Annotated in this window: 18 protein-coding genes; 11 read left to right on the top strand and 7 right to left on the bottom strand. The window is 70.7% G+C overall.

Translation table 11 applies throughout. From position 1 onward, the window contains the following. Nucleotides 1–5: 5 nt before the first annotated feature. Nucleotides 6–1,049 carry a ribosome small subunit-dependent GTPase A gene (gene rsgA, locus AC1DP3_RS06410; protein WP_477292301.1) on the bottom strand — a complete coding sequence of 348 codons (1,044 nt, stop codon included), beginning with the start codon at nt 1,047–1,049 and terminating at the stop codon, nt 6–8. Next, nucleotides 1,046–2,422: a 3-phosphoshikimate 1-carboxyvinyltransferase gene (aroA, locus tag AC1DP3_RS06405; protein ID WP_477292300.1), complete on the bottom strand. Its 1,377-nt coding sequence runs from the start codon at nt 2,420–2,422 to the stop codon at nt 1,046–1,048. Before aroA ends, rsgA begins: the two co-directional genes overlap by 4 nt. A gap of 50 nt (nt 2,423–2,472) precedes the next feature. Here aroA and AC1DP3_RS06400 point away from each other — a divergent pair, with 50 nt between their 5' ends. Continuing rightward, nucleotides 2,473–3,177 carry a sigma-70 family RNA polymerase sigma factor gene (locus tag AC1DP3_RS06400; protein ID WP_477292299.1) on the top strand — a complete coding sequence of 235 codons (705 nt, stop codon included), beginning with the start codon at nt 2,473–2,475 and terminating at the stop codon, nt 3,175–3,177. After that, the gene (locus AC1DP3_RS06395) at nt 3,174–3,416 is read left to right on the top strand and encodes an alpha-ketoglutarate decarboxylase (RefSeq protein ID WP_477292298.1); all 243 of its coding nucleotides are present in this window, start codon (nt 3,174–3,176) and stop codon (nt 3,414–3,416) included. The genes AC1DP3_RS06400 and AC1DP3_RS06395 overlap by 4 nt, the downstream gene beginning before the upstream one ends. A gap of 10 nt (nt 3,417–3,426) precedes the next feature. Here the strand turns inward: AC1DP3_RS06395 and AC1DP3_RS06390 are convergent, their stop codons facing one another. Beyond that, entirely contained in the window at nt 3,427–4,332 is a 906-nt protein-coding gene (locus tag AC1DP3_RS06390; RefSeq protein WP_477292297.1) for a diacylglycerol kinase, read from the bottom strand. Then, nucleotides 4,329–5,975 (bottom strand): FAD-binding oxidoreductase, encoded by a 1,647-nt coding sequence (locus AC1DP3_RS06385; RefSeq protein ID WP_477292296.1) that lies wholly within the window; start codon nt 5,973–5,975, stop codon nt 4,329–4,331. The genes AC1DP3_RS06390 and AC1DP3_RS06385 overlap by 4 nt, the downstream gene beginning before the upstream one ends. 35 nt (nt 5,976–6,010) lie before the next feature. On the opposite strand from AC1DP3_RS06385, the gene AC1DP3_RS06380 reads away from it, so the two are divergent. Together AC1DP3_RS06380 and AC1DP3_RS06375 are read left to right on the top strand one after the other, a co-directional pair. After that, on the top strand, nt 6,011–6,610 hold the full coding sequence (locus AC1DP3_RS06380; RefSeq protein ID WP_477292295.1) for a TetR/AcrR family transcriptional regulator: 600 nt from the start codon (nt 6,011–6,013) through the stop codon (nt 6,608–6,610). After that, on the top strand, nt 6,607–8,190 hold the full coding sequence (locus tag AC1DP3_RS06375; RefSeq protein WP_477292294.1) for a glycerol-3-phosphate dehydrogenase/oxidase: 1,584 nt from the start codon (nt 6,607–6,609) through the stop codon (nt 8,188–8,190). Before AC1DP3_RS06380 ends, AC1DP3_RS06375 begins: the two co-directional genes overlap by 4 nt. A 74-nt stretch (nt 8,191–8,264) precedes the next feature. On the opposite strand, the gene AC1DP3_RS06370 is transcribed toward AC1DP3_RS06375, so the two are convergent. Beyond that, a complete protein-coding gene (locus AC1DP3_RS06370) occupies nt 8,265–11,996 on the bottom strand; it encodes a multifunctional oxoglutarate decarboxylase/oxoglutarate dehydrogenase thiamine pyrophosphate-binding subunit/dihydrolipoyllysine-residue succinyltransferase subunit (protein WP_477292358.1) in 3,732 nt (1,243 codons plus the stop codon). 174 nt (nt 11,997–12,170) lie between these two features. On the opposite strand from AC1DP3_RS06370, the gene guaB1 reads away from it, so the two are divergent. Further along, nucleotides 12,171–13,634, top strand: a complete 1,464-nt coding sequence (guaB1, locus tag AC1DP3_RS06365) for a GMP reductase (protein WP_477292293.1) — start codon at nt 12,171–12,173, stop codon at nt 13,632–13,634. Between the two features lie 49 nt (nt 13,635–13,683). On the opposite strand, the gene AC1DP3_RS06360 is transcribed toward guaB1, so the two are convergent. Then, nucleotides 13,684–15,753, bottom strand: a complete 2,070-nt coding sequence (locus AC1DP3_RS06360) for a M1 family metallopeptidase (RefSeq protein ID WP_477292292.1) — start codon at nt 15,751–15,753, stop codon at nt 13,684–13,686. A 207-nt stretch (nt 15,754–15,960) separates the two neighbouring features. Here AC1DP3_RS06360 and AC1DP3_RS06355 point away from each other — a divergent pair, with 207 nt between their 5' ends. Continuing rightward, nucleotides 15,961–17,286, top strand: coding sequence for a hemolysin family protein (locus AC1DP3_RS06355; RefSeq protein WP_477292357.1), 1,326 nt, complete (start codon nt 15,961–15,963; stop codon nt 17,284–17,286). Continuing rightward, on the top strand, nt 17,283–18,359 hold the full coding sequence (locus AC1DP3_RS06350) for a hemolysin family protein (protein WP_477292291.1): 1,077 nt from the start codon (nt 17,283–17,285) through the stop codon (nt 18,357–18,359). Before AC1DP3_RS06355 ends, AC1DP3_RS06350 begins: the two co-directional genes overlap by 4 nt. 815 nt (nt 18,360–19,174) lie before the next feature. Here AC1DP3_RS06350 and AC1DP3_RS06345 read toward each other — a convergent pair. Next, on the bottom strand, nt 19,175–20,248 hold the full coding sequence (locus AC1DP3_RS06345) for an NADH:flavin oxidoreductase/NADH oxidase (RefSeq protein ID WP_477292290.1): 1,074 nt from the start codon (nt 20,246–20,248) through the stop codon (nt 19,175–19,177). A gap of 42 nt (nt 20,249–20,290) precedes the next feature. Between AC1DP3_RS06345 and AC1DP3_RS06340 the strand changes: the two genes are divergently transcribed. The 4 genes from AC1DP3_RS06340 to AC1DP3_RS06325 all read left to right on the top strand — a co-directional run bounded on the left by AC1DP3_RS06340 (nt 20,291) and on the right by AC1DP3_RS06325 (nt 24,127). Continuing rightward, nucleotides 20,291–21,139 carry an ADP-dependent NAD(P)H-hydrate dehydratase gene (locus AC1DP3_RS06340; protein ID WP_477292289.1) on the top strand — a complete coding sequence of 283 codons (849 nt, stop codon included), beginning with the start codon at nt 20,291–20,293 and terminating at the stop codon, nt 21,137–21,139. A 111-nt stretch (nt 21,140–21,250) separates the two neighbouring features. Beyond that, nucleotides 21,251–22,465, top strand: a complete 1,215-nt coding sequence (locus AC1DP3_RS06335) for a hypothetical protein (RefSeq protein WP_477292288.1) — start codon at nt 21,251–21,253, stop codon at nt 22,463–22,465. Nucleotides 22,466–22,493: 28 nt separating this feature from the next. Then, a complete protein-coding gene (locus tag AC1DP3_RS06330; protein WP_477292287.1) occupies nt 22,494–22,820 on the top strand; it encodes a thiamine-binding protein in 327 nt (108 codons plus the stop codon). Nucleotides 22,821–22,942: 122 nt separating this feature from the next. Continuing rightward, nucleotides 22,943–24,127 (top strand): MFS transporter, encoded by a 1,185-nt coding sequence (locus tag AC1DP3_RS06325; RefSeq protein WP_477292356.1) that lies wholly within the window; start codon nt 22,943–22,945, stop codon nt 24,125–24,127. Nucleotides 24,128–24,345: the final 218 nt, after the last annotated feature.

The raw sequence follows: 24,345 nt of genomic DNA, 5'->3' as shown, positions 1-24,345 counted from the left end.
ATGGGTCAGCTTTTATCGGCGAAGGTCTCGAGCAGCCGCTGCAGTGAGTCGAGGCGCGCCGCGCCGCGCGGCCCGAGCCGGCCCTCCGCGACGGCTTCGATGATCGCGCAGTCCGGTGCATCCGGAAGATGGGTGCACCCGCGCGGGCAGTCCTGGGCGATCTCGTCGAGCTCGGTGAAGGCGCGCAGGATGTTCGCGGGATCGACGTGGCCCAGTCCGAACGAGCGCACACCAGGGGTGTCGATGACCCAGCCGCTGCCGCCTTCACCGCGGTAGCGCAGCGAGACCGTCGAGCTCGAGGTATGCCGGCCGCGGCCGGTCACCACATTGACGTGGCCCGTCGCGCGCAGCGCGGTCGGCACGAGCGCGTTCACCAGGGTCGACTTGCCCACCCCCGAGTGGCCGACGAAGACGGTGGAGTGGCCGACGAGTGACGCCCCGATCGCCTCGAGGGGCATCTCGTCGCGCGCACTCGTGAAGACCTCGAGATCGAGGCCCTCGAAGTGGCTGAGGAAAGAGGTCGGATCGGCGAGGTCGGTCTTGGTGACGACGAGGAGAGTCCGGATGCCGGCATCCAGCGCCGCGACGAGGTAGCGGTCGACGAGCCGGGGCCGAGGCTCAGGGTCGGCCGCGGCGACCACCACGAGCATCTGGTCGGCGTTCGCGACGACCACGCGCTCGACCTGATCGGTGTCGTCGGCGCTGCGCCGAAGCAGTGACGTGCGCGGTTCGATTCCGACGATCCGGCCCAGCGTGCCTTCGCCGCCCGTCGTGTCGCCCACGACGCGCGCGAGGTCGCCGGTGACGATCGGCTGCTTCCGCAGCTCGCGCGCGCGCATCGCGGACGATTCATGCTCGTCGGGCGTATCCTCCCCGATGAGCACGGCGTAGCGACCGCGGTCGACGCCCAGGATGCGGGCGATCTGAGCATCGCTGTGCGCCGGGCGGCGCTTCGTGCGAGGGCGATTGGCTTTGGGGTTGGGACGGACCCGGACGTCGGCTTCGTCGAACTCGTCGTCGTCCTCGTCGGAGTCGTCCAGCCAGCTCACGATGCCCGCATCGCCTCCGGACGCGAGGTCGCGTCACCGGATCCGCCCTCGACCATGCGCTGCCACAGCGCAGGGAACTCCGGCATGGTCTTGGCCGTCGTGCCGATGTCGTCGATCTCGACGCCCGGCACGGCGAGCCCCACGAGGGCGCCCGTCGTGGCGAGGCGGTGATCGTGGTGCGCGCGCCAGCGTCCGCCGTGCAGCGGGCGGGGGACGATGCGGATGCCGTCGGAGAGCTCTTCGGCCTCACCGCCCAGATTGCGCAGCTCGCCGACGAGAGCCGCGATGCGGTCGGTCTCGTGACCGCGGATGTGCCCGATGCCGTAAAGGGTCGTCGGGCTGTCGGCGAACGCCGCGAGCCCGACGATGGTGGGAGTGAGCTCGCCGGCAGCGGACAGGTCGAGGTCGACCCCCTGGATGCCGTTGGCGCCGGCGCTGACGGTGAGCGCTCCGCCTCGACGCACGACCCTCGCGCCCATGAGCGAGAGGATGTCGCCCAGCATCGCGCCGGGCTGCGTCGAGTGGGCGGGCCATCCCGTCACCGACACCGATCCGCCGACCACCATCGCCGCGGCGAGGAAGGGCGCCGCGTTGGAGAGATCCGGTTCGATCGCGATGTCCTTGCCGCGGAGCGGCCCCGCAGGCACGACCCATTCGCCCGGCACGGGGCGCTCGACGTGCACGCCACGGTGGGCCAGCGACTCGACTGTCATGTCGATGTGCGGCACGCTCGGCAGCCGCTCGCCGCGGTGGATGAGATGCAGCCCCACATCGAAGCGCGGCGCCGCGAGGAGCAGTCCGGAGACGAACTGGCTGGAGGCGCTGGCGTCGATGACGATCTCGCCGCCGCGGACGTGGCCGTGGCCGCGGACGGTGAAGGGAAGCGCCCAGTGGCCGCCGTCGTCGATGTCGGTGCCGACATCCCGCAGGGCCTTGATCATCGCCCCCATCGGACGATGCAGGGCGGACTCGTGCGCCGTGAGGGTCAGCTCGCCCGCCGCGAAGCCGGCGAGCGCCGCGACGAATCGCATGACCGTCCCGGCCTGTCCGCAGTCGACGACGACGCCGCCGTTGAGGGGCCAGCGGGGCGTCACGAGCAGGTCGGGGCCGAACGAGCCGGTGCCCTCCTCGGGAGTGATCGTCGCGCCGAGGGCCTGCAGAGCCTCGATCATCCGGGCCGAGTCCTCGGAGTGCAGCGGACTCATCAGGCGGCTCGGACCCTCGGCCAGTGCCGAGAGGATCAGCTCGCGGTTGGTGAGCGATTTGGACCCAGGGACCGTGACCGTGGCTTCGAGGGGACCGCTCGCCGCGGGCGCAGACCAGTGGCCGCGCGGGGAGCGAGGGGCAGAGGGGGAATACATGTCGCCGGTCATCGGTTTCTACCCTACTGAACGCCATTGTCGAAACCCCCGAAGAGGAGCACATGATCGCCACCCTCGATCGTGCCGCGATCGGCACCCAGGAAGCGTGGGATGCCCCCGGCATAGACTGGCGCGTGATGAACGATCAGGCCCCGGCTGAGACGGATGCGCGCACCCAGTTCGAGGAGCAGGCGCTCCCCTTCATGGACCAGCTGTACGCGGCCGCCATGCGCATGACGCGCAACCCGGCCGATGCCGCCGACCTCGTCCAGGAGACCTTCGTCAAGGCGTTCGCGTCCTGGAAGACGTTCACGCAGGGCACCAATCTCAAGGCGTGGCTGTACCGCATCCTCACCAACGCCTACATCAACACCTACCGCAAGAAGCAGCGCGAGCCGTATCAGGGCACGATCGACGAACTCGAGGACTGGCAGCTCGGAGGAGCGGAGTCCACGACGGCGACCAGCAGCCGATCGGCCGAAGCGGAGGCGATCGACCGGATGCCGGCATCCGTCGTGAAAGATGCGCTGCAGTCCATCCCCGAGGATTTCCGGCTGGCGGTGTACCTCGCAGATGTCGAGGGATTCGCCTACCAGGAGATCGCCGACATCATGAAAACCCCCATCGGCACGGTCATGAGCCGTCTGCATCGTGGCAGGCGAATGCTTCGTGAACTGCTGGCCGACTACGCGAAGGAGCGCGGGATCGACACCGCGCCCACGAAAGAGCGCGGCGGGAAGACCGCCGCTCCGAGGAGCATGAAATGACCGACTGCGGCTGTGAGAAGGCGCGGCGTGACCTGGAAGAGTACCTGCGTCACGAGGTGTGCAAGACCCAGCACTCCGACATCGCCGAGCACCTCGAGAACTGCGTGGAATGCCGTGACGAGGCGCTCGTCGCGCAGACGCTGACCGACGTGGTAGCTCGCGCGTGCAAGGAAGCGGCTCCGGAGGAGCTGCGCGACGTCGTGCTCGCCCGCATCCGCGAGGTCCAGGCGACTCACTGACGCTCAGCCGTCAGGTCGGTGGCGCGAACACCGCGATGGCGCCCGGCAGCACGTCGATCGAAAGTGGCAGAGCGCCCACCGGATCGCCGTCGGCATAGGCCGTCACTCCGGGCGACGCGAGTCTCACGGCGGTGACCCGTCGCGTGATCACCTCGGCGAAGGTGGTGTGCGTGCCCTTGTAGGCGCGCGTCACCAGTCGCGCCAGCCGCAGGCGGCCGGCGGGCCGGACGAGCGTCACGTCGAGCAGCCCGTCGCCGGGATCGGCATCCGGGCAGATCGGGATGCCGCCGCCGTACATGCTCGTATTGCCGACGGTCGCCATGATCAGGTCGCCGTCGAGCCGTTCGCGCGTGCCGTCCGCGAGAGTGAGCTCCACCTCGAACGGGATGCCCCGCAGGCGCAGGAACTCGATGAGGATCGCGATCGTGTAGCGGGAACCGCCCCGGGGCCACCGCATCCCGTTGGCTCTGTCGTTCACCTTCGAGTCGAAGCCGCTCGCGAGCACGGAGGCGAAACTCGTCGTGCTGCCGTCGGCGCGCGTGATGCGGGCGACGTCGATGGCCCGGGTGTGCCCCGCGAGGACGAGCTCGGCCGCCGCGACGACGTCGAGGCCCTTCAGCCCCAGGGCTGCGGCGAAGTCGTTGCCGGTACCGGACGGCACGATGCCCAGGGGGATGCCGGTGCCCGCGAGCGCCTGGACGGCGAGGCTCACCGTCCCGTCGCCGCCCGCCACGACGACCGCCGAGGTGCCCAGGCTGACCGCGGTGCGCAGCAGCTCAGCCGATTCTGGGGCGCTTCCGCCGCTCACGATCGTCGTGGTGATGCCGTGCGCGCGCAGCCGCTCCGCCGTGCGTGTCGCGGCTCCGGTGTGCGCGCCCGACCGAGCGGCGGGGTTCACGAGGAGGGTGACGTTCATCGGGACGCCGATGACCCCTCGGGTGAATCCGCCGGCGCCACCAGGACGCCCGGGTTCATGATCCCGCTCGGGTCCAGCGTCTGCTTCACGGCGCGAAGCACCTCGACCCCCAGCGGGCCGATCTCCTGCTGCAGATACGGGCGGTGATCGCGACCCACCGCGTGGTGGTGGGTGATGGTGCCCCCCGCTGTGCCGATGGCGCGGGAGGCGGCATCCTTCGCCCGCTGCCACTGCGCGGCGGGCTCGGGGGTGAGCGCCGCGACGACGGTGAAGTAGAGCGATGCCCCCGCGGGGTAGACGTGCGAGATGTGGCACATGACGATCGGCTTGGAGCCGTCGTCGCTGAGGCTCGCGGTGAGCGCGTCGGTCACCGCGCGCTTGAGGCCGGGCAGGACGGACCACGTCGCCGCGGTCTCGAGCGTCTCGGCCAGGACTCCGATGTCCAGGAGCGTGTCGCGCAATGCGGGCGAGTTGAACCGGCCGCGCTCCCACGAGCGGGCGGGCTCCTCGCCGCGCGAGCGGCCGCCGTGCGTGCCGAACACCTCGTGCAGTGCGGCGCGGGTCGCCACGGCCTCGGCGTGGGTCTCGCCCTCGAAGGTGGCCACCGCGAGGGCGCCGCGCATGCGGGTCACGTGGCCGCCGAGGGCCGCGTTGACGCGCGTCTCGGACGCATCGCTCAGCCGCAGGACCGTGGGACGGATGCCGCGCTGCGTCGCGGTGCGGAGGGCGGCGGCTCCGGACTCGAAGTCGGGGAAGGTCCACGCTCCGTACGCGGTCGCGCCCGGCACGGGCCGGATGCGCACGGTGACCTCGGTGATCACGCCGAAGGCGCCCTCGGACCCGAGGAAGAGCTGCCGGAGATCCGGTCCGGCGGCGCTCGCCGGCGCGCGTCCGAGGTGGAGTTCGCCCGCCGGGGCGGCGACGCGGAGAGCGTGCACGAGGTCGTCGAATCGCCCGTACCCGCGGGAGGCCTGGCCGCTGGAGCGGGTGGCGGCGAAGCCGCCCAGCGAGGCGTAGCGGAAGCTCTGCGGGAAATGACCCAGGGTGAAACCGCGGGCGAGCAGCATCTCCTCGGCCTGGGGGCCGGTCGTGCCGGCGCCGAACGTCGCGAGCAGCGAGATGTCGTCGAGGTCGAGCAGAGCCGCGGTGCGGGCGAGGTCCAGGGCGATCACGTGCTCGTGGGCGCCCGGCACCGGGTCGACGCCTCCCACCACGCTCGTGCCGCCGCCGAAGGGCACGACGGCGATGCGTCGCTCGCCGCAGACGCGCAGCGTCGCCATCACGTCGTCGTGCGAGGCGGGCGAGACGACAGCATCCGGAGCCGTCTGCACATCGTGCAGTCGCCGCGCGAGCAGGTCGGGAGTGCTCTTGCCGCCGAGGTGCAGCAGCCGGGCCTCATCGTCGGCCGTCGCGACACCGCGGCCGGCCGCGGACGCGAGCGCGGCAAGGTCGTCGTCCGTCAGGCGGGACGGCGTGAGGGCAGGACGGGGACGGCGGGGGACCGGGTGCGCCTTGCCGGGCAGCACCGCGGCCACGAGTGCACGCGCACCGGCAGGCAGCCGGGCCGGCTCGTCACCCCAGGCGTCCCAATCCGATCGGCCGGCGGGCGCGGGGATCGCGAGCGGAGGGGTCGACGATGACATGGGCGACAGTATGACACATTATGTATGGTTGTCACATGGCGCCGGAGCCGATGGACGTGCGACCTTCGCGGACCCCCGAGACGGAGGCGGTGCTGCTGGATGCCGCCCTCGCCGAGCTCCTCGCGCACGGGGTGCGCCGCACCACGGCATCGGACATCGCCCGGCGGGCCGGCGTCTCGCGCCAGACGCTGTACCGCTACTGGCCGGATGCCCAGGCCGTCTTCGCGGCGCTGGTCACGCGGGAGGTCCTCTCGGCGCTTCCGCCCGCATCGGAGGACCCGGACGGTCTCGACGCGCTCGTCGCGCTGCTCGTCGGCACCGCGGACGCCCTGCGGCGGATGCCCCTGCTCGACCGGATTCGCACGACGGATCCCGAGCTGTTCGGCCGGTACATCCTCACGCGCCTCGGCACGAGCCAGCGCGCGATGCACGCAGCCCTGGCGCAGCAGCTCGAGCGCGGGCAGGGGCGCGGCTTCGTCCGCGGCGGCGACCCTGCGGCGCTCGCCGCCATGGTCCTGCTCATCGCCCAGTCCGCAGTGCAGTCGGCGCCGATCGTAGCCGAATGGCTGCACGACGATCAATGGCGCGCGGAGCTGACGAAGGCCCTGGCCGGCTACCTCGGGAGCTCCCGATGACCGCGCGCATCGCCGGGCGCACGCCCTTCTCCTCCGCGCTGGATGCCGATCGTCGCCGCCGCGAACTCGAGCGCCTCGGCGATGATCCCGTCATCGACGTCCTTGTCATCGGCGGGGGGATCACGGGGGCCGGACTCGCACTCGATGCCGCGAGCCGCGGCCTGCGCACCGTGCTCGTCGAGCGTCATGATCTCGCCCACGGCACGAGCCGCTGGAGCTCCAAGCTCGTGCACGGAGGCCTGCGCTACCTGGCCTCGGGGCAGTTCGGCATCGCCCACGAGAGCGCCGCCGAGAGGCACCTGCTGCTCACGCGGATCGCCCCGCATCTGACGCGGGCCCTCGCTCAGGTGCTGCCGCTCTATGCGCCGGGACATCTGTCGCAGGGCGCGGTGCTGGGTGCGGGCTACGGACTCGGCGACGGGCTGCGACGATTCGTCGGCACGCCGGATGCCGTGCTCCGCGGGCCGGGTCCGGTGGGCGTCGGCGAGACCCTCCGGCTGGCTCCGGCCGTGCGTCGCGACGACCTGCGGGGCGCCATGCGGGGCTGGGACGGACAGCTCATCGACGACGCACGGCTCGTCGTCGCCGTCGCGCGGACGGCGGCGGGCTACGGAGCATCGGTCCTCACGCGCGTGGAAGCGGTCGACGCGACCGGTGAGTCCGCGCGACTCCGCGATACGCTCACCGGCCGCGAACTCAGCGTCCGCGCGCGGGCCGTCGTCAGCGCGACGGGGGTGTGGACGGCCGAGCTCGACCCCGGCATCCGCCTGCGCCCCAGCCGCGGCACCCATCTCGTCATCGACTCGGCGAGGCTCGGGGGGTCGGATGTGTCGCTCACCATCCCGGTGCCCGGATCACGCAGCCGCTTCGTCTTCACGCTGCCGACCCAGCACGGTCGCACCTACATCGGGCTGACCGACGTGCCCGCCGACGGTCCGATCCCGGATACCCCGCACGCGACCGACGCCGAGATCGACATGCTGCTGGAGGTGGTCGGGTCGGTGCTGGCCGAGCCGCTGACCAGAGCGGACGTCATCGGCACGTACGCGGGGCTCCGGCCGCTTCTGACGTCGGCTCACGACGACGACGAGACGAGCGACCTTTCGCGCAGGCACGCCATCCTCGAATCCGATGCGGGCCTCCTGAGCGTGGTCGGGGGGAAGCTCACGACCTACCGCCGGATGGCGCAGGACGGCATCGACGAAGCGGTCCGCCGCCGCATTCTTCCCGCTGCCCGGCCATCCGTCACTCGGACGCTCCCGCTCGTCGGGGCGTGGCCGCGGCACCTCCTGCGGGGGGTCGAAGCGCCTGCCCGGCTCGTCCGGCGGTACGGAGCCGAGGCGCCGTTCGCCGCAGCGCTTCCCGACGGCCCCGGTGCGGCGCGAGGCGTCACCGCGCAGGAGCTGCAGTGGGGGGTCTCGGTTGAGGGCGCCCTCTCGGTCGACGATCTGCTCGACCGCCGCACACGCCTCGGGCTGGTCGCGGCCGATCGCGAGGAGTCCACGGATGCTGCGGCCGCCGCCTTCGGACGTGCCGGCGTCGAGCCGGTCATCGACCGGGCGGCAGACGCATCGATCTGAGCCGGTGCGCCCGCGACCCGGAAACGCCGAAGGCCGCGCCGGTGATCCGACGCGGCCTGCGGCTGACGCTCTGACTAGAGAGTCAGCGCCTTCTTCATGAGCTGAGCGTGCTCGACGGCGTGCACCTTCGGCGAGCCCGTTGCGGGCGACGCGGCGGCGCTGCGCGACACGCGGCGGATCGTCCGTCCGTGCAGGTGCTTGACGACCTCGAGCGCGATGAACGGCCACGCACCCTGGTTCTCGGGCTCGTCCTGCACCCAGTAGAGCTGAGCGTTCGGGTAGCTGTCGATGATGCGGTTGAGCTCATCGACCGGGGCCGGGTAGAACTGCTCGAGGCGCACGAGCGCGATCTCGGGGTTCGGGTTCTTGTCGAGCTCGGCGCGAAGATCCCAGTGGATCTTGCCGGAGTGGAGAAGCACGCGCTTGACCGCGCTCTTCTCGACGGGCCGGGTGTCATCCAGCACGGGCTGGAACGTCGTGTTCACGAAGTCCTCGACCGGGCTGGTCGCCCCGCGCAGGCGCAGCATGGCCTTCGGAGTGAAGACGACGAGCGGGCGGCGCGGACGGGCGTACGCCTGGCGGCGCAGCAGGTGGAAGTACGATGCGGGCGTCGACGGGCGCGCGACCGTGATGTTGTCCTGGGCGCACAGCTGCAGGTAGCGCTCGATGCGCGCCGAGGAGTGGTCGGGCCCCTGCCCCTCGTAGCCGTGGGGGAGCAGCAGCACGACACCCGACTGCTGAGCCCACTTCTGGTCGGCCGCCGAGATGTACTCGTCGATGACCGACTGGGCGCCGTTCGCGAAGTCGCCGAACTGCGCCTCCCACAGCACGAGCGAGTCGGGGCGCTCGACCGAGTACCCGTACTCGAACGCCATGGCCGCGTACTCGCTCAGCAGCGAGTCGTAGACCCAGAAGCGTCCCTGGCTGTCGGCCAGGTTCGTCAGCGGGATCCACTCCTGCCCGTTGACGCGGTCGTGGAGCACCGAGTGGCGCTGGACGAAGGTCCCGCGACGCGAGTCCTGACCGGCCAGGCGCACGTTCGTGCCTTCGAGGAGGAGCGACCCGAAGGCGAGCAGCTCGCCGAAGCCCCAGTCGATGCCGCCGTTGCGGCTCATGTCGCGGCGCTTCTCGAGCAGCTGCTGCAGCTTGGGGTGGACGGTGAACCCATCCGGCTTGTTGACGAAGGCGTCGCCGATGAGGTGCACGATCTCGGTGGAGACCGCCGTCGACTCCGGCACGTCGTAGGAAGGCTCGGCGGGCGGCTCCTCGGCGGGGATGACCGAGTGGGTGCCCGTCTCAGCGGCGTGCGTCTCTGCGAAGGCGATCTCGAGGCGGTTCTGGAAGTCCAGCTTCGCCTTGTCGTACTCCTCTTCGGTGATGTCACCGCGACCGACCAGCGCCTCGGTGTACAGACGACGCACCGAGCGCTTGGCCTCGATGAGGTTCGTCATCAGGGGCTGGGTCATCGAGGGGTCGTCGCCCTCGTTGTGACCGCGGCGGCGGTAGCAGACGAGGTCGATCACGACGTCCCGGTGGAACTCCTCGCGATAGGCGAAGGCCAGCTGCGCGATGCGGACGACGGCCTCGGGGTCGTCGCCGTTCACGTGGAAGATGGGCGCCTGGATGGTCTTCGCGGCGTCCGTCGCGTAGATCGAGGTGCGGGCGTCACCCGGCACGGTGGTGAAGCCGACCTGGTTGTTGACCACCACGTGGATGGTTCCGCCCGTCCGGTAGCCGCGCAGCTGCGACATCTGCAGCGTCTCGACGACGACGCCCTGGCCCGCGAAGGCCGCATCGCCGTGGACGAGGATCGGAAGCCACGTGAACGTGCCGATGGGCTTGCGGTCCTGCTTCGCGCGGACGATGCCCTCGAGCACGCCGTCGACGGTCTCCAGGTGCGAGGGGTTCGCGGCGAGGAGCACCGGGAGCTCTTCGCCGCGGTCGTCCACGAAGGTGCCCTCGGTGCCGAGGTGGTACTTCACGTCGCCCGAACCGCTCTTGCTGCCGACGGCGACGGCACCCTCGAACTCGCGGAACACCTGGCCGTAGGTCTTGCCGGCGATGTTCGTGAGGACGTTGAGCCGGCCGCGGTGCGCCATGCCGATGGCGGCTCCGTCGAGCCCTGCCTGTGCGGCCCCCTGGAGGATCTCGTCGAGCAGCGGGATGAGCGACTCGCCGCCCTCGAGGCTGAAGCGCTTCTGCCCGACGTACTTCGTCTGGAGGAAGGTCTCGAACGCCTCGGCCTGGTTGAGCTTTGACAGGATGCGCAGCTGCTCGTCGTGGCCGGGCTTCTGGTACTTCAGCTCGACGTGCTGCTGGAACCAGGCGCGCTGCTCAGGGTCCTGGATGTGCATGTACTCGATGCCGGTCGTGCGGCAGTAGGAGTCACGCAGAACGCCGAGGATGTCGCGCAGCTTCATCAGGCGCTTGCCGCCGAAGCCGTTCGTGACGAACTCGCGGTCGAGGTCCCAGAAGGTGAGGCCGTGGTTCTCGATCTCGAGGTCGGGGTGCAGGCGCTGGACGTACTCGAGCGGGTCGATGTCGGCCATCAGGTGGCCGCGGACGCGGAATGCGTTGATGAGCTCCTGCACGCGGGCGGTCTTGTCGACGCGCTCCGCCAGGTCGACGTTGATGTCGTTGGCCCACTGGATGGGGGCGTACGGGATGCGCAGCGCGGCGAAGATGTCGTCGTAGAAGCCGCGCTGCCCGATGAGCAGCTCGTGCACCTTCTTGAGGAATTCGCCCGACCCGGCACCCTGGATGACGCGGTGGTCGTAGGTGCTGGTGAGGGTGATGGTCTTGCCGATGCCCAGCTCGACGAGCGTCTTCTCACTCGACCCCTGGAACTCGGCCGGGTACTCGAGAGCGCCTGCGCCGACGATGCAGCCCTGGCCCTTCATGAGGCGCGGGACCGAGTGGACCGTGCCGATGCCGCCCGGGTTGGTGAGCGAGATGGTCGTGCCCTGGAAGTCGGCGGCGGTGAGCTTGCCGCCGCGGGTGCGCGCGATGAGGTCTTCGTACGAGGCGAGGAACTCATCGAACGACAGCGTGTCGGCGCGCTTGATGCTGGGGACCATGAGCGCCCGAGTGCCGTCGGGCTTGGGCAGGTCGATCGCGATCCCGAGGTTGACGTGCGCCGGTGCGACGACCGAGGGCTTGCCGTCGACCTCCGCATAGAAGACGTTCTGGCTCGGGAACTCCTTGAGCGTCCGGATGATCGCCCAGCCGATGAGGTGGGTGAAGCTCACCTTGCCGCCGCGGGTGCGAGCCATGTGGTTGTTGATCACGATCCGGTTGTCGATCATGAGCTTCGCCGGCACGGTGCGCACGCTCGTCGCGGTGGGGACGCTGAGCGACTCGTCCATGTTCGCGGCGAGGGTCTTCGTCATCCCGCGCAGGACCGTGACCTGATCCTGCTCGCTCGAGGCCTCGCCGGTGGAGGGCATCGCCGTCGGCGCCTGCGCGGGGATCGGCGCGCTCGATGCGGGCTTGGCCGTGGTGCGGGCGACCGGCTGCGCGCCGATCACGGGGATCGCCGCGGTGACCGCGCGGGGCTCCGATGGGGGGGCGACTGCCGGAGCGGTCGCCTGCTGCGGCGCCGCAGGTGCTGCGGCCTGCTCGGGTGCGCCCGGAGCGGCCGGTGCCGCTTCGTTCACGGAATGGTAGGACTCGAGGATCGGCCACCAGGCCTTGTCCACGGAGTTCCTGTCGATCTTGAACTGCTCGTACAGTTCCTCGACGAGCCATTCGTTCGCTCCGAACTCTTTCTCGTTCGAAACTCCGAGGCCCGTCACCTGGCTCGACACGCTGGATCGCCTGCTTTCTTCGGTGAAGATCATGAACGCGCGGGGCATTCTGCACACCAGCGCGTCGGCTGTAAAGCCTATCCCAGTCTTGCTTGACGTTCTCTGGCGTGCGAGGGCCTTGACCGATGAATGACGATCAATATTCCTACAGCGAAGAATCACTAACCTTTATGCGTGGAGTTCTACGGTGAGCGGCCTGACCTCGATCTGACCTATTCGGACGTCTTCCTCGTGCCGCGAAGGTCCGACGTGACGAGTCGCCTGGACGTCGATCTGGCGCCCGGCGACGGGACGCCGGCGACCCTGCCGATCGTCTCGGCCAACATGAACTCGGTGACGGGCCCGCGTCTGGCGGCGACCCTCGCGCGCCGGGGCGGGCTGGGCGTCCTCCCGCAGGACCTCCCTCTTCAAGACCTGGATGCCGCGATCCGCTGGGTCAAGAGCCAGCCGGTGGCATGGGACACCCCGCTCATCCTCCCGCCCGAAGCCACCGTCAGCGAGGCCGCGCGTCTGCTGCCGGCGACGGACGGCCACGGCATCGTCGTGGCGCCCGAGCCGAAGAGCTCCGAGGGTCTCCACATCGACGAGATCCTGGGGATCGTCCCCGCGAAGCGGCTGGGCACGGCGCTGCCCGATGCCCGACTGGGTGATCTCGCCCGGGGTCACGCGGCCTCGATCGACGCTGACGACGTCGAGAGCGCACGACACGCCTTCGACCTCATCGTGGGCGCGGACGCCGAGACGGTGTGCGTCCTGCACCACGGTCACCTCGTCGGGACGCTCTCGCGCCGCAGCGCCCTGCGCTCGAACCTCTACCGCCCCGCAGTGGACGCCGGCGGGCGGCTGAGCGTCGCCGCCGCCGTCGGCATCAACGGCGATGTGGCCGGCAAGGCCCAGGCCCTCGCCGCCGCGGGCGTGGACGTGCTCGTCCTCGACACCGCCCACGGACACCAGGAGGCGATGCTCGCGGCGCTGCGCGTCGTCGCCGGCCTCGGTCTCGGCATCCCGATCGCCGCGGGCAACATCGTCAGCGCGGAAGGCGTCCACGACCTGGTGACCGCCGGCGCGGACATCCTCAAGGTCGGCGTCGGCCCGGGCGCCATGTGCACCACCCGCATGATGACCGCGGTCGGGCGACCGCAGTTCTCCGCGGTGCTCGAGACGGCCGAGGCGGCCCACGTCATGGGGGCGCACGTCTGGGCGGACGGCGGCGTGCGCTACCCGCGCGACGTGGCGCTTGCGCTGGCGGCGGGCGCGGCATCCGTCATGATCGGCTCGTGGTTCGCCGGCACGATCGAGGCGCCCGGCGAGCTCCAGATCGACGGCTCCGGGCGCACCTACAAGGAGTCGTGGGGCATGGCGTCCACGAAGGCCGTCCACGAGCGGTTCGGACGCCTCGACCCGTACGAGCTCGCGCGCAAGGAGCTGTTCGCCGAGGGCATCTCGTCGTCGAGGATCTATCTCGATCCTCTGCGCCCGGGCCTCGAGGACCTTCTCGACATGATCACGTCGGGGGTGCGGTCCTCCTTCACCTACGCCGGCGCCTCGACGGTGGCCGAGTTCCACGACCGCGCCCGTGTGGGGCTGCAGTCCGCCGCCGGCTACGACGAGGGCAAGGCGCTGCCGGTCAGCTGGTGAAGAGGACGGATGCCGGGAGTCTCGGCATCCGTCACTCTCCTCTTGCCGGTCAGTAGTGGGGCGCCTCGACGGGCAGCTTCGGCGGGTGCTCGCTGCCGAACAGCCGTGCGCCGGATGCGGGTGGGGCTGCGGGGGCGACCGGCCGGGAGCCGGTGTAGAGCCACGCGTCGAAGAACTTCTTGAGCTTCTGATGCGACACCTTCTCGGCGAGCGCGATGAACTCGCTCGTCGTGCCGTTGCCGCCCTCGTGCGCGGCGTGCCACAGGGGGAGCAGCGTCAAGAACGCGTCGTCGCCGATCGTCATGCGCAGGGCCTGCAGCGTCATGGCCCCCCGGTAGTACACCGGGGTCGAGAACAGGCTGTCCTGACCCGGATCGCCGATCTTGAGGTTCCAGAACGGGTCGCCCGCCGGCCAGACGGTGTTGTAGTAGTAGTCGAAGATGCCCTGCGGCGTGTCTCCTCCCTCGTGCTCGTACCACAGCCACTCGGCGTAGGTCGCGAATCCTTCGTTCAGCCAGACGTCCGACCAGCGCTGCACGGCGACGCTGTCGCCGAACCACTGGTGCGCCAGTTCGTGCACGACGACGCCGTCGTTCTGGCCGTTCCGCCAGAACTCCTTCGCGTACACGGGCYGGGTCTGGTTCTCCAGGGCGAAGCCCAGACCCGAGTAGTCGTCGACGATGGCGCCCGCCTGCCCGAAGGGGTAGGGGCCGAACCAGCTCGACAGTGCCTCGATGATGTAGGGCTCCCTCGCCAGCGATGCCTGGATCCGGTCGCCGATGGGCGGGGGGCCGACTTCGGTCGCCGTCCAGTCCTGCGTCCACCCGTCGTAGACATCACCATCGTCCTCGAAGGAAGTGGCTCCCTCGCCTCCGGGCGTGACGATGTCATCGACGAAAAGACCGTCGGCCGGGACGGCGTAGTCGCTCACGTAGGTGATGGCGACGTCGACCTGCGTGCCTGCGTACGCCGCGAGGTCGAACGCCCACTGCTCCCACCCCGTCGAGCCACCGGTGACGGCCCACCACTCGCCGGTTGTGCCGGTGGGCGTGCAGGAGCCGTCGTCGGCGGTGGTGAGGTAGTGATCGAGGAACGGATGCTGCCCCAGGATGTCGGCGCACCCCGCGGAGCCGGCGTTCTGTCTGAGGATCCCGCCCTGGTCGGGAAGCGTCGTCCAGTCGTCCGTGCCAGACGGTGCGATCTCGACGATGGCGAAGTCGTATCCGCGCTCGGTGGCGCGATTCACCCAGAACGAGAGCTGAGGTGAGGCCGGGTCCACGGTGATCGTGCGCTGGAGCCGCTTATACGAGTTGAGGTCGGCGCCGGAGGAGGCGAATTCAGTGCCGGAGTGAGCGGAAAACGGCGCGCTCAGGTCTGGATCGACGGCGTCCAGGTAGTCGATCCCGCCCGCGGAGTACGAGTGGATGTCAAACTGCCCGACGTCGATCGTCGCGAGGTAGCTCGCCATGGGCTGGTCCATCTGCCACACCCACACCGACGAGGCGCCCGTGACGGTCTGCGAGACAAGCCGGCCGTTCGAGACGGCCTGCAGCCCCGCCGGGACGGTGATCTTGATCGTGTAGGTCGCCTTGTCGGCGGGATGGTCGTTCGCCGGGAACCACGACGACGCGACCCGCGGCTGACCTGCCACCAGCGCGCCGTCGTCAGTGGCGAGGAATCCGGCATCGTCGAGCGACACGGGCACGCCCGAGTACGCGACGACCACGAGGAATGCGGCGCCCTTCTTGATCGTCACGGCGGGCTTCACGGTCAGCTCTCCCCCCGCTCGGGAGAACGTGGCGGGGCGGCCGTCGACCGTGATCGACGACACCGTGAGCCCGTCGAGGTCGAGGTTGAAGCTCGACAACGCCGTCTTCGTATTCGCGGTGGCGCTGATGGCGGCTTTGCCTGCAAGGAGATCCTGATCAGGGGCGTATGACAGATCCAGGTCGTAATGGCCGACGTCGTAGCCGGGGTTGCCCGCGCTCGGATAGTACGGATCGCCGATCCCGTCGGCGCCCGGGGGCGCACCGACGGCGCCCAACGGCACGGCGAGGGCGAGCACGACCCCGAATGCGATTGCTGTTCCCAGTCCTGTCGAGGCGAGGCGACGAACCATGAGTGGACTCCCCATCCACGCGGCATGCGCCATTGCGCGCCGGGTGGGCTCATCGTGGCGTGCGCTTCGCTGCACGTCAAGGGGCGGGGGCGCGGCCGGGTCGCGGCATCCCCTCACGCCGTAGACTGTCGACACGATGGACGACCCTCCTAGTCACAGACGTTCGCCCCACCGACCCGCACCCACCACGATGGGGGGTGATGCGTGATGGAGTACGTCATGCTGGGCGTGGGGCTGCTGCTCATCGTCGGGACCGGGCTGTTCGTCGCGAGCGAGTTCGCTCTCGTCAACCTCGATCGTGCCGATCTCGAGGCACGCCGCGAACGTGGCGAATCCCGCCTGTCTCTGACCATCGATGCGCTGAGGATCACCTCGACCCACCTCTCGAGCGCGCAGCTGGGCATCACGCTCACGACGCTGCTCACGGGCTACACGATGGAGCCGGCGATCTCGAGCCTGCTCACCCCCGTCTTCACGGCGTGGGGGATGCCCGAGTCCTTCGTCACGCCTGTCGCCGTGGTGATCGGGGTGTCGATCGCGACGATCCTGTCGATGATCCTCGGCGAGCTCGTGCCGAAGAACTTCGCGCTCGCGCTTCCTCGGCAGACCGCCAAGCTCGTGATGCCGTTCCAAGTCGGATTCACCGTCGTGTTCCGTCCCGCGATCTCGCTTCTGAACGGAAGCGCCAACGGCGTGCTCCGCGCGTTCGGCATCGAGCCGAAGGAGGAGCTGTCGGGAGCCCGCACCGCCGAGGAGCTCTCGAGCCTGGTGCGGCGCTCGGCCAGCGCCGGCGTGCTCGAAGAGGACACGGCGTCGCTTCTCGATCGCAGCCTGACCTTCGCCCGCCTGTCTGCCGCCGACGTCATGACGCCGCGCCCCAGCATCCACGCCCTCGCGGCCGGAGACTCGGCCGAGGACGCGATCCAGCTCGCCCGGCGGACGGGACACAGCCGGTTCCCGGTCTACGGCGACTCGATGGATGACATCGTCGGCGTCGTGCACCTGAAGGCCGCCGTCGGGGTGCCCCGCGACCGGCGTGGCGATGTGCCGGTCGCCGCCCTGGCGACCGAGCCCCTGCGCATCCCCGAGGCGGTGCACGTCGATGTCCTCGTCGCCGAGCTGCGCGCTCGGGGGTATCAGATGGCCATCGTCGTCGACGAGTACGGCGGCACGGCCGGCGTCGCGACGCTCGAGGACCTCGTGGAGGAGATCGTCGGCGAAGTGCTCGACGAGCACGACCGCCGGCGGGCAGGTGTCGTCCGCGGAGACGACGGCGTCCTCTTCCCGGGCGAGCTCCGACCCGACGAGCTGCTCGATCGCACCGGCATCCGGGTGCCCGAAGGCGACGTGTACGACACGGTCGGCGGATTCCTCATGAACGAGCTCGAGCGGATCCCCGTCGTGGGTGACGAGGTCGAGATCGAGGACGGCACCCTCGCGGTGCGGCGCATGGATGGGCGGCGCGTCGATCGGGTGCGGTTCACCCCGAAGCCGATGCCCCACGAGGGCGACGCGGAAGGAGGCGAGCGATGAGCGATTGGGCGGGAATCGCCTGGCTGGTCGTGCTGCTGCTCGCCAACGCCTTCTTCGTCGGCGCCGAGTTCGCCGTCATCTCGGCTCGCCGCTCCCAGATCGAGCCGCTGGCCGAGAAGGGGTCGCGCGCGGCCAAGACGGCGCTCTACGCCATGGAGCACGCCACGCTGATGCTGGCGACCTCGCAGCTGGGCATCACGATCTGCTCGCTGCTGATCCTGAACGTCTCAGAGCCCGCGATCCACCACCTGCTGGCCGTGCCGCTGGGGCTCACGGGACTCACGGAGACGGCAGTGGATGTCATCGCCTTCGTCATCACGCTCGTGCTCGTGTCGTACCTGCACGTCGTCTTCGGCGAGATGGTGCCGAAGAACCTGGCGTTCTCGATACCGGACCGTGCGGTGCTGATGCTCGCGACGCCGCTCGTGTGGTTCGCGAAGGTGTTCCACCCGATCATCGTGTCGCTCAACTGGATGGCCAACAGCATCGTGCGGCTGTTCCGGGTCGAGCCGAAGGACGAGGCCACCTCCACCTACACGCTCGAAGAGGTCGCGACGATCGTCAACCAGTCGCGCATCGAGGGTGTGCTCGCCGACATGGCGGGGACGGTCGCCGCCGCGGTGGAGTTCACCGACAAGAAGGCGAAGGACATCGCGGTGCCGCTGGCCGACATCGTGACTCTCCCCGCGCAGACCACGGCCGACGAGATCGAAGGCGCGGTGGCCAAGCACGGGTTCTCCCGCTACGTGATCGTCGACGACGAGGGTGCGCCGATCGGCTACGTGCATCTCAAGGACGTCCTGCGGGCGGCCGAGATCCCGGATGCCGGAGCCCCGCGTGGTCTGCCCGCCCCCGACGCCCTGCGGCCGCTGCCGGCGAAGCGGATCCACCACATGGTGCCTGTCCTCGAGACCACCGATCTCGAAGACGCCCTGGCCCTCATGCGCCGAGCGGGACGCCACCTCGCGCAGGTGCGGAACCCCGAGGGCGAGACGACGGCGGTGCTGTTCCTCGAGGACATCATCGAGGAGCTGATCGGCGAGATCCAGGACGCGACCCGCCGGCGGCGCTGACCAGCCGGCGCGGTCGTGCGGGCGTACGGGTGCGCCGGCGGTGCCGGTGCGCGGTGCGCCGGCGTGTGCGTGTGCACAACGGCGGGGATTGTGCGCGGCGCGCCGGGCGGTCGCCGGCGTGTCGGCGAGGATCCCCGCGGTTGTGCACGACCGCGCAGGTCCGCGCGGTGCCGTGCGCCACCCGAGCGTGCATGGGGGCGAGGTACCCGGCCGCGTGCGCGCGTGTGCAGAACGGCGGGGATTGTGCGCGGCGCGCCGGGCGGTCGCCGGCGTGTCGGCGAGGATCCCCGCGGTTGTGCACGGCCGGGAGGGTCCCCGCCGGCGCCGGGCGTGAGTGGCGGCGGCGGGCCCGCACGGTCGCCGCGTACCCGGCTGCGTGCGCGCGCGTGCAGAACGGCGGGGATTGTGCCCGGCGCGCTGGGCCGTGGCCGGCGTGTCGGCGAGGATCCCCGCGGTTGTGCACGGCCGGGCAGGTCCGCGCGGCGCCGGGCGTGAGTGGCGGCGGCGGGCCCGCACTGTCGCCGCGTACCCGGCTGCGCGCGCGTGTGAGCACAACGGCGGGGATTGTGCGCGGCGCGCCGGGCCGTGGCCGGCGTGTCGGCGAGGATCCCCGCGGTTGTGCACGGGCGGGAGGGTCCCCGCCGGCGCCGGGCGTGAGTGGCGGCGGCGGGCCCGCACGGTCGCCGCGTACCCGGCTGCGTGCGCGCGTGTGCAGAACGGCGGGGATTGTGCCCGGCGCGCCGGGCGGTCGCCGGCGTGTCGGCGAGGATCCCCGCGGTTGTGCACGGGCGGGCAGGTCCGCGCGGTGCCGGGCGTCAGCGGCGGCGGCGGGCCCGCACGTACTGCTTGGGCCAGTAGTCGACGTCGGCGCCGAGCTCGCCCGCGGCGCGCAGGCCGAAGTGCGGATCCCGAAGCCACTCGCGAGCCGACATGATCGCGTCGGCCTCGCCGCGCTGCAGGATGTCCTCCGCCTGGCGTCCGCCGTCGATGAGCCCCACGGCGCTGACCGGCACGCCGGCGTTCTTGCGCACGTGCGCGGCGAGCCCGACCTGGTAACCGGGTGACGGCACGATCCGCTGATGCGCGACGAGCCCGCCGCTGGAGATGTCGAAGAAGTCGGCGCCCCGGTCGGCGGCCCAGCGCGCGACGGTCGCGGTCTCTTCGACGCTCCAGCCGCCCTCAGCCCAGTCGGTGCCCGAGAAACGGACGAAGAGCGGGGCGCGGGGAGCGGCATCCCGAACCGCATCGACGATGCGCAGCAGCAGGCGCGCGCGATTCTCGAGCGAGCCGCCGTACTCGTCTGTGCGCAGGTTCGCCAGGGGCGAGAGGAACTGGTGCAGGAGGTACCCGTGTGCGGCGTGGATCTCGATGATCTGGAAGCCCGCGTCGATCGCCCGGAGGGCAGCCGCGGCGAAGGCGTCGACGACCGCATCGATCCCATCGAGGTCGAGCTCGACCGGCTCGGCATAGCCCTCGAAGGCGATCGCCGAGGGTGCGACGGCGACCCAGCCGCCATCGCCGACCGGGACGCTCCCGCGCTCGCCGGAGAAGGGCGACCAGGTCGAGGCCTTGCGTCCGGCGTGTCCGAGCTGGATCGCGGGGACGGCTCCCCGTGATCGGATGGCGGCGGCGATCGGCGTCCAGGCATCCCGCTGCTCGTCGTTCCAGATGCCGACGTCTTCGGGCGAGATGCGGCCTTCTGGGAGGACGGCCGTCGCCTCGGCCATGACGATCCCCGCGCCGCCCGACGCGAACTGCGCGAGATGCGTGTGGTGCCACTCCTGCGGGACCCCGTCCACCGCGCTGTACTGGCACATGGGCGCCACCCAGAGCCGATTGCGCACCGTCAGTTCGCGGATCGTGATCGGGGAGAACAGGATGCTCGTCATTCAGACACTCCGGGGGTACGAGGTGGCGGCTAGGGTGTCGCCATGGGTGGATCGTGGACGGCCTCCGACGTCGCAGGACTCCTCAGGATGCCAACCGCCGCCGACGACAAGTATTCCCGAGGCGTGCTCGGCATCCGAACCGGTTCCGCAGAGTATCCGGGGGCAGCGGTCCTCGGCGTCGAGGCCGCGTGGCGCACGGGCATCGGCATGGTCCGCTACGTCGGGACGGCGCGCGAGGCGGTTCTCCAGCGGCGCCCCGAGACCGTCGCACGCGACGGGCGTGTGCAGGCCTGGCTGATCGGATCGGGAACGGATGCCGCATCCCGGGCCGGCGATGAGACTCATGCCCTGCGCGGCATCCTGGCAGGCGACCTGCCTGTCGTCGTCGACGCCGGGGCCCTGGACCTCGTGCCCGGGGCCGCAGCCCCGCTGGTCGTGACTCCGCACGACCGTGAGCACACCCGGCTGCGCGAAGCCCTGGGCCTGGCGGCCGCACCCGGTCCCGATGTCGAGGCGAACGCGCGCGCCGAGGCCGCGGCCGAGACGGCGGCGACGCTCGGCGCGAGCGTGCTCGTGAAGGGGAGCACCACGGTCGTGGCATCTCCCGCGGGCTCGCTGCGGTTCATCCACGCCGGCACGCCGTGGCTCGCGACAGCCGGCACCGGGGACGTGCTGGGCGGCGTCATCGGCGCCCTCGTCGCGTCCGCGGCGGGGCACGGGACGCCCGACGCCGAGCGCCTCGCGGACCTGGCGGCATCCGGAGCGTGGCTGCACGGCCGGGCGGCCGGTCTCGCTGTGGCGAGGCTCGGTGCGGCCGGAGGCCCCATCACCGCCCTCGATGTCGCCGAGGCCCTCCCGTACGCCGTGGCGGAGGTCCTCGCGCTCGGTTGAGGCGCGACCTCTCGTGCTCGCGGGGAACCTGCGGGGCGAGGCACGGCATCCGATTCCCCTGTATGTCGGGCCGGCCGGAGCGGGGGAGCGCGTCCGCCTAGGATTGGGGGCGTGTCGAGGCGGGCGGTGCTGTGGATCGCTTTCGCCCTCGTCCACGTCGGAGTCGCCTGGTCGGGGTTCCACCTCCAGAACCAGCCGATGGGCGACGTCTACAACGTGTACGAGCCCTGGTCGGTGCGCGCCCTCGGCGGGCACGGCATCGTCGGGATCACCGAGTCGTGGGTGTACCCGCAGCTCGCCCTCGTGCCGATGGTCCTGGCGCACGGATTCGCCTGGATCTCGGGCTACATCGTCGGCTGGGCGATCCTGGTAACAGTGTGCGACGCCGTGGCGTTCGCCGTGCTCATCGGGCGCGCGCGGTCAACTGGGCGGCGCCTGGGCGGCTGGTACTGGCTCGTCTTCATCGCCCTGCTCGGGCCTGTCGGCATGTACCGCCTGGACGGCATCACCGTGCCGCTCGCGCTCGCCGGGAGCCTCTGGCTCATCGGCAGGCCCTGGCTCGGATCGGCGCTGCTCGCGGCGGCGACCTGGATCAAGGTGTGGCCGGCAGCGCTCATCGCCACCGCGCTCATCGCCGTGCGGCGGCGGATGGCGATCCTCGGCGGAGCGGCCGCCGTTTCCGCGGCGATCATCGCGGTCGTGGTGGCGGCGGGCGGGGGCCGGCACCTCTTCGGCTTCGTGACCGACCAGACGGATCGCGGGCTCCAGCTCGAGGCTCCGGTGAGCGCCTTCTACCTCTGGCGTGCGGTCGCCCAGATCCCCGGGTCGTTCATCTACTACGACCGCGACCTCCTCACCTTCCAGGTCGCGGGTCCGCAGGTGGACGCGGTCATTGCGGCGATGACACCGGTCCTCGTCATCGCGGTCGCGGCGGTGGCGGCGCTCGGCGGATTCAAAGCGTGGCGGGGAGTGTCGTTCGCGGCGCTCTACCCGCCGCTGGGGCTCGCGCTCGTGCTGGCCCTCATCGTCTTCAACAAGGTCGGGTCCCCGCAGTACCTGACCTGGATCGCCGCTCCGATCATCGTCGGGCTCGTCATCGACCGACGGCGCTGGTTCAGGCCGGCGCTCTTCGCGCTTCTCATCGCCGGACTGACGTTCTGGATCTACCCCGTGAGTTACGGGTGGCTGCTCACGGCGACGTGGTGGGCCGCGGCCCTCCTCACCCTCCGCAACGCCATGCTCCTCGCGCTGCTCATCTGGATCGTCGTGCGTCTGGCTCGCCTTCCCGTCAGCTCCCGCGTCCGCATCGCCGTGGCACAGGCCTGATCATCGCCCCACCCTCCAGGAGGAAACCATGCTCGTCGCCTTCTCCGTCGCTCCCAGCGGCAACGGCAGCGCCGACGGCTCTGTGCACGACGCCGTCGCCGCCGCGGTCCGCGTCGTCCGCGATAGCGGACTGCCAGCCCGCACGACGTCGATGTTCACCGAGATCGAAGGGGAGTGGGACGAGGTCTTCGACGTCGTCAGACGCGCGACCGAGGCGGTCCTCCCGTACGGCTCGCGCGTCTCGCTCGTTCTCAAGGCCGACATCAGGCCCGGCTGGACCGGCGAGCTCGACGGCAAGATCGAGCGGCTCGAAGATGCCTTGACCCGCGCGGACGAGGTCGGCTCAGGCGAGTAGCGGGCGCTGTCCCGCGGGTGCGGCATCCATTCGCCCACTGCCATCGAATCGATTCGACAGGATGCCGCATCGGCCGGTAGCATGACGGCGTGACCTCCTCGATCTCTTCGAGGGGTGCGGCGATGTGGGCGCTCCTCTCTCTCGCTGTGGGCAGCTTCGGCATCGGCATGACTGAATTCGTCGTCATGGGGCTGCTGCCCGACATCGCGCAGGATCTGCTGCCGAACGTCTGGGCGTCCGACTCGGATGCGGCCATCGCGCAGACCGGCTGGCTGATCAGCCTCTACGCCCTGGGAGTGGTCGTCGGCGCACCGACCATCGCGGGGGCGGTCGCGAAGTATCCCCGCCACCGGGTGATGGTGGGGCTCGCCCTCGCCCTCACGGTGTTCAACGCCCTGACCTTCATCGCGCCCAGCTTCGAGTGGGTCGCGGCGTCCCGCTTCTTGGCGGGCCTCCCGCACGGCGCGTATTTCGGCATCGGCGCCCTCGTGGCCGCCGACGTGCTCGGACCGGGCAAACGCGCCAAAGGCGTGGCTTTCGTGTTGGCCGGTCTCACGATCGCGAACGTCGTGGGGGTTCCGCTCGGCACGTACCTGGGGCAGCAGGTCGGCTGGCGCTCGGCATTCATCGTCGTGGCCGTGATCTTCGCCGCCGCCACCGTGTGCATCGGCTTCTTCGTGCCCGAGCATGCCGGCGACCCGGGGCGCACCTTCCGCGCCGAGCTGCGCGTCTTCCGCATCGGTCAGGTGTGGCTGACGCTCGCCGTCGGCGCCATCGGGTTCGGCGGCTTCTTCGCCGTCTACAGCTATGTCGCGCCGATGGTCACCGAGGTGTCGGGCTCGCCGCAATGGGTCGTGCCGATCGTGCTCGTGATCATGGGGCTCGGCATGACGATCGGCAACTTCGCCGGCGGCATCCTGGCCGATCGCAACCTCAAGCGCACGCTGATCGGCGGGTTCGTCGCGCTCGCGCTCGTGCAGATCCTGCTGGCACTCACCGCGCAGGGGATCTGGGCGCTCGCGGTCTTCATCTTCGCGACCGGCCTGATCTCGGCGGCGGTCAGCCCCGCGATCCAGACGCGCCTGATGGATGTCGCCGAGGACAACCAGTCGATCGCAGCGGCGCTGAACCACTCCGCCCTGAACATGGGCAACAGCCTCGGCGCGCTGCTCGGCGGCACCGTCATCGCGCTCGGCTGGGGCTTCGTCGCTCCGGCGTGGGTGGGGGTGGCGCTCGCGCTGTCCGGCCTCGTCCTCGCGATCGTGAGCTTCTCGGTCGCGCAGCGGCGCGTCGCCGTCCTCGTCTGACGCTCTCGGTCCATCGCGGTCGCGGCGTCGACCGCGTCTGCAGAACTCCGTCGATCCGGCTGGCGGGACGGCTGATTCGCCCGTTTCGGCCACCGGTTGTGTGGAATCGGCGGAGTTGCGCCAGCCTGCAGGGTCTGCGCCGTGCGTGCTCCTGCGGGGTTCTCGGCACCTCGGCGCCTACGGAGTTCCCGGTGCCTGCCGCCTCTGCGGCGCCGCCG

The organism is Microbacterium sp. P5_B6, from assembly GCF_056400345.1.
The sequence above is the reverse complement of the archived record's forward strand: the minus strand, read 5'-3'. Positions and strand labels throughout refer to the sequence as shown.

Coding starts and splice junctions, on each gene's coding strand:
- aroA (WP_477292300.1), bottom strand. CDS start 2,422: ATGACCGGCGACATGTATTCCCCCTCTGCCCCTCGCTCCCCGCGCGGC.
- AC1DP3_RS06400 (WP_477292299.1), top strand. CDS start 2,473: ATGATCGCCACCCTCGATCGTGCCGCGATCGGCACCCAGGAAGCGTGG.
- AC1DP3_RS06395 (WP_477292298.1), top strand. CDS start 3,174: ATGACCGACTGCGGCTGTGAGAAGGCGCGGCGTGACCTGGAAGAGTAC.
- AC1DP3_RS06390 (WP_477292297.1), bottom strand. CDS start 4,332: ATGAACGTCACCCTCCTCGTGAACCCCGCCGCTCGGTCGGGCGCGCAC.
- AC1DP3_RS06385 (WP_477292296.1), bottom strand. CDS start 5,975: ATGTCATCGTCGACCCCTCCGCTCGCGATCCCCGCGCCCGCCGGCCGA.
- AC1DP3_RS06380 (WP_477292295.1), top strand. CDS start 6,011: ATGGCGCCGGAGCCGATGGACGTGCGACCTTCGCGGACCCCCGAGACG.
- AC1DP3_RS06375 (WP_477292294.1), top strand. CDS start 6,607: ATGACCGCGCGCATCGCCGGGCGCACGCCCTTCTCCTCCGCGCTGGAT.
- AC1DP3_RS06355 (WP_477292357.1), top strand. CDS start 15,961: ATGGAGTACGTCATGCTGGGCGTGGGGCTGCTGCTCATCGTCGGGACC.
- AC1DP3_RS06350 (WP_477292291.1), top strand. CDS start 17,283: ATGAGCGATTGGGCGGGAATCGCCTGGCTGGTCGTGCTGCTGCTCGCC.
- AC1DP3_RS06345 (WP_477292290.1), bottom strand. CDS start 20,248: ATGACGAGCATCCTGTTCTCCCCGATCACGATCCGCGAACTGACGGTG.
- AC1DP3_RS06340 (WP_477292289.1), top strand. CDS start 20,291: ATGGGTGGATCGTGGACGGCCTCCGACGTCGCAGGACTCCTCAGGATG.
- AC1DP3_RS06330 (WP_477292287.1), top strand. CDS start 22,494: ATGCTCGTCGCCTTCTCCGTCGCTCCCAGCGGCAACGGCAGCGCCGAC.
- AC1DP3_RS06325 (WP_477292356.1), top strand. CDS start 22,943: ATGTGGGCGCTCCTCTCTCTCGCTGTGGGCAGCTTCGGCATCGGCATG.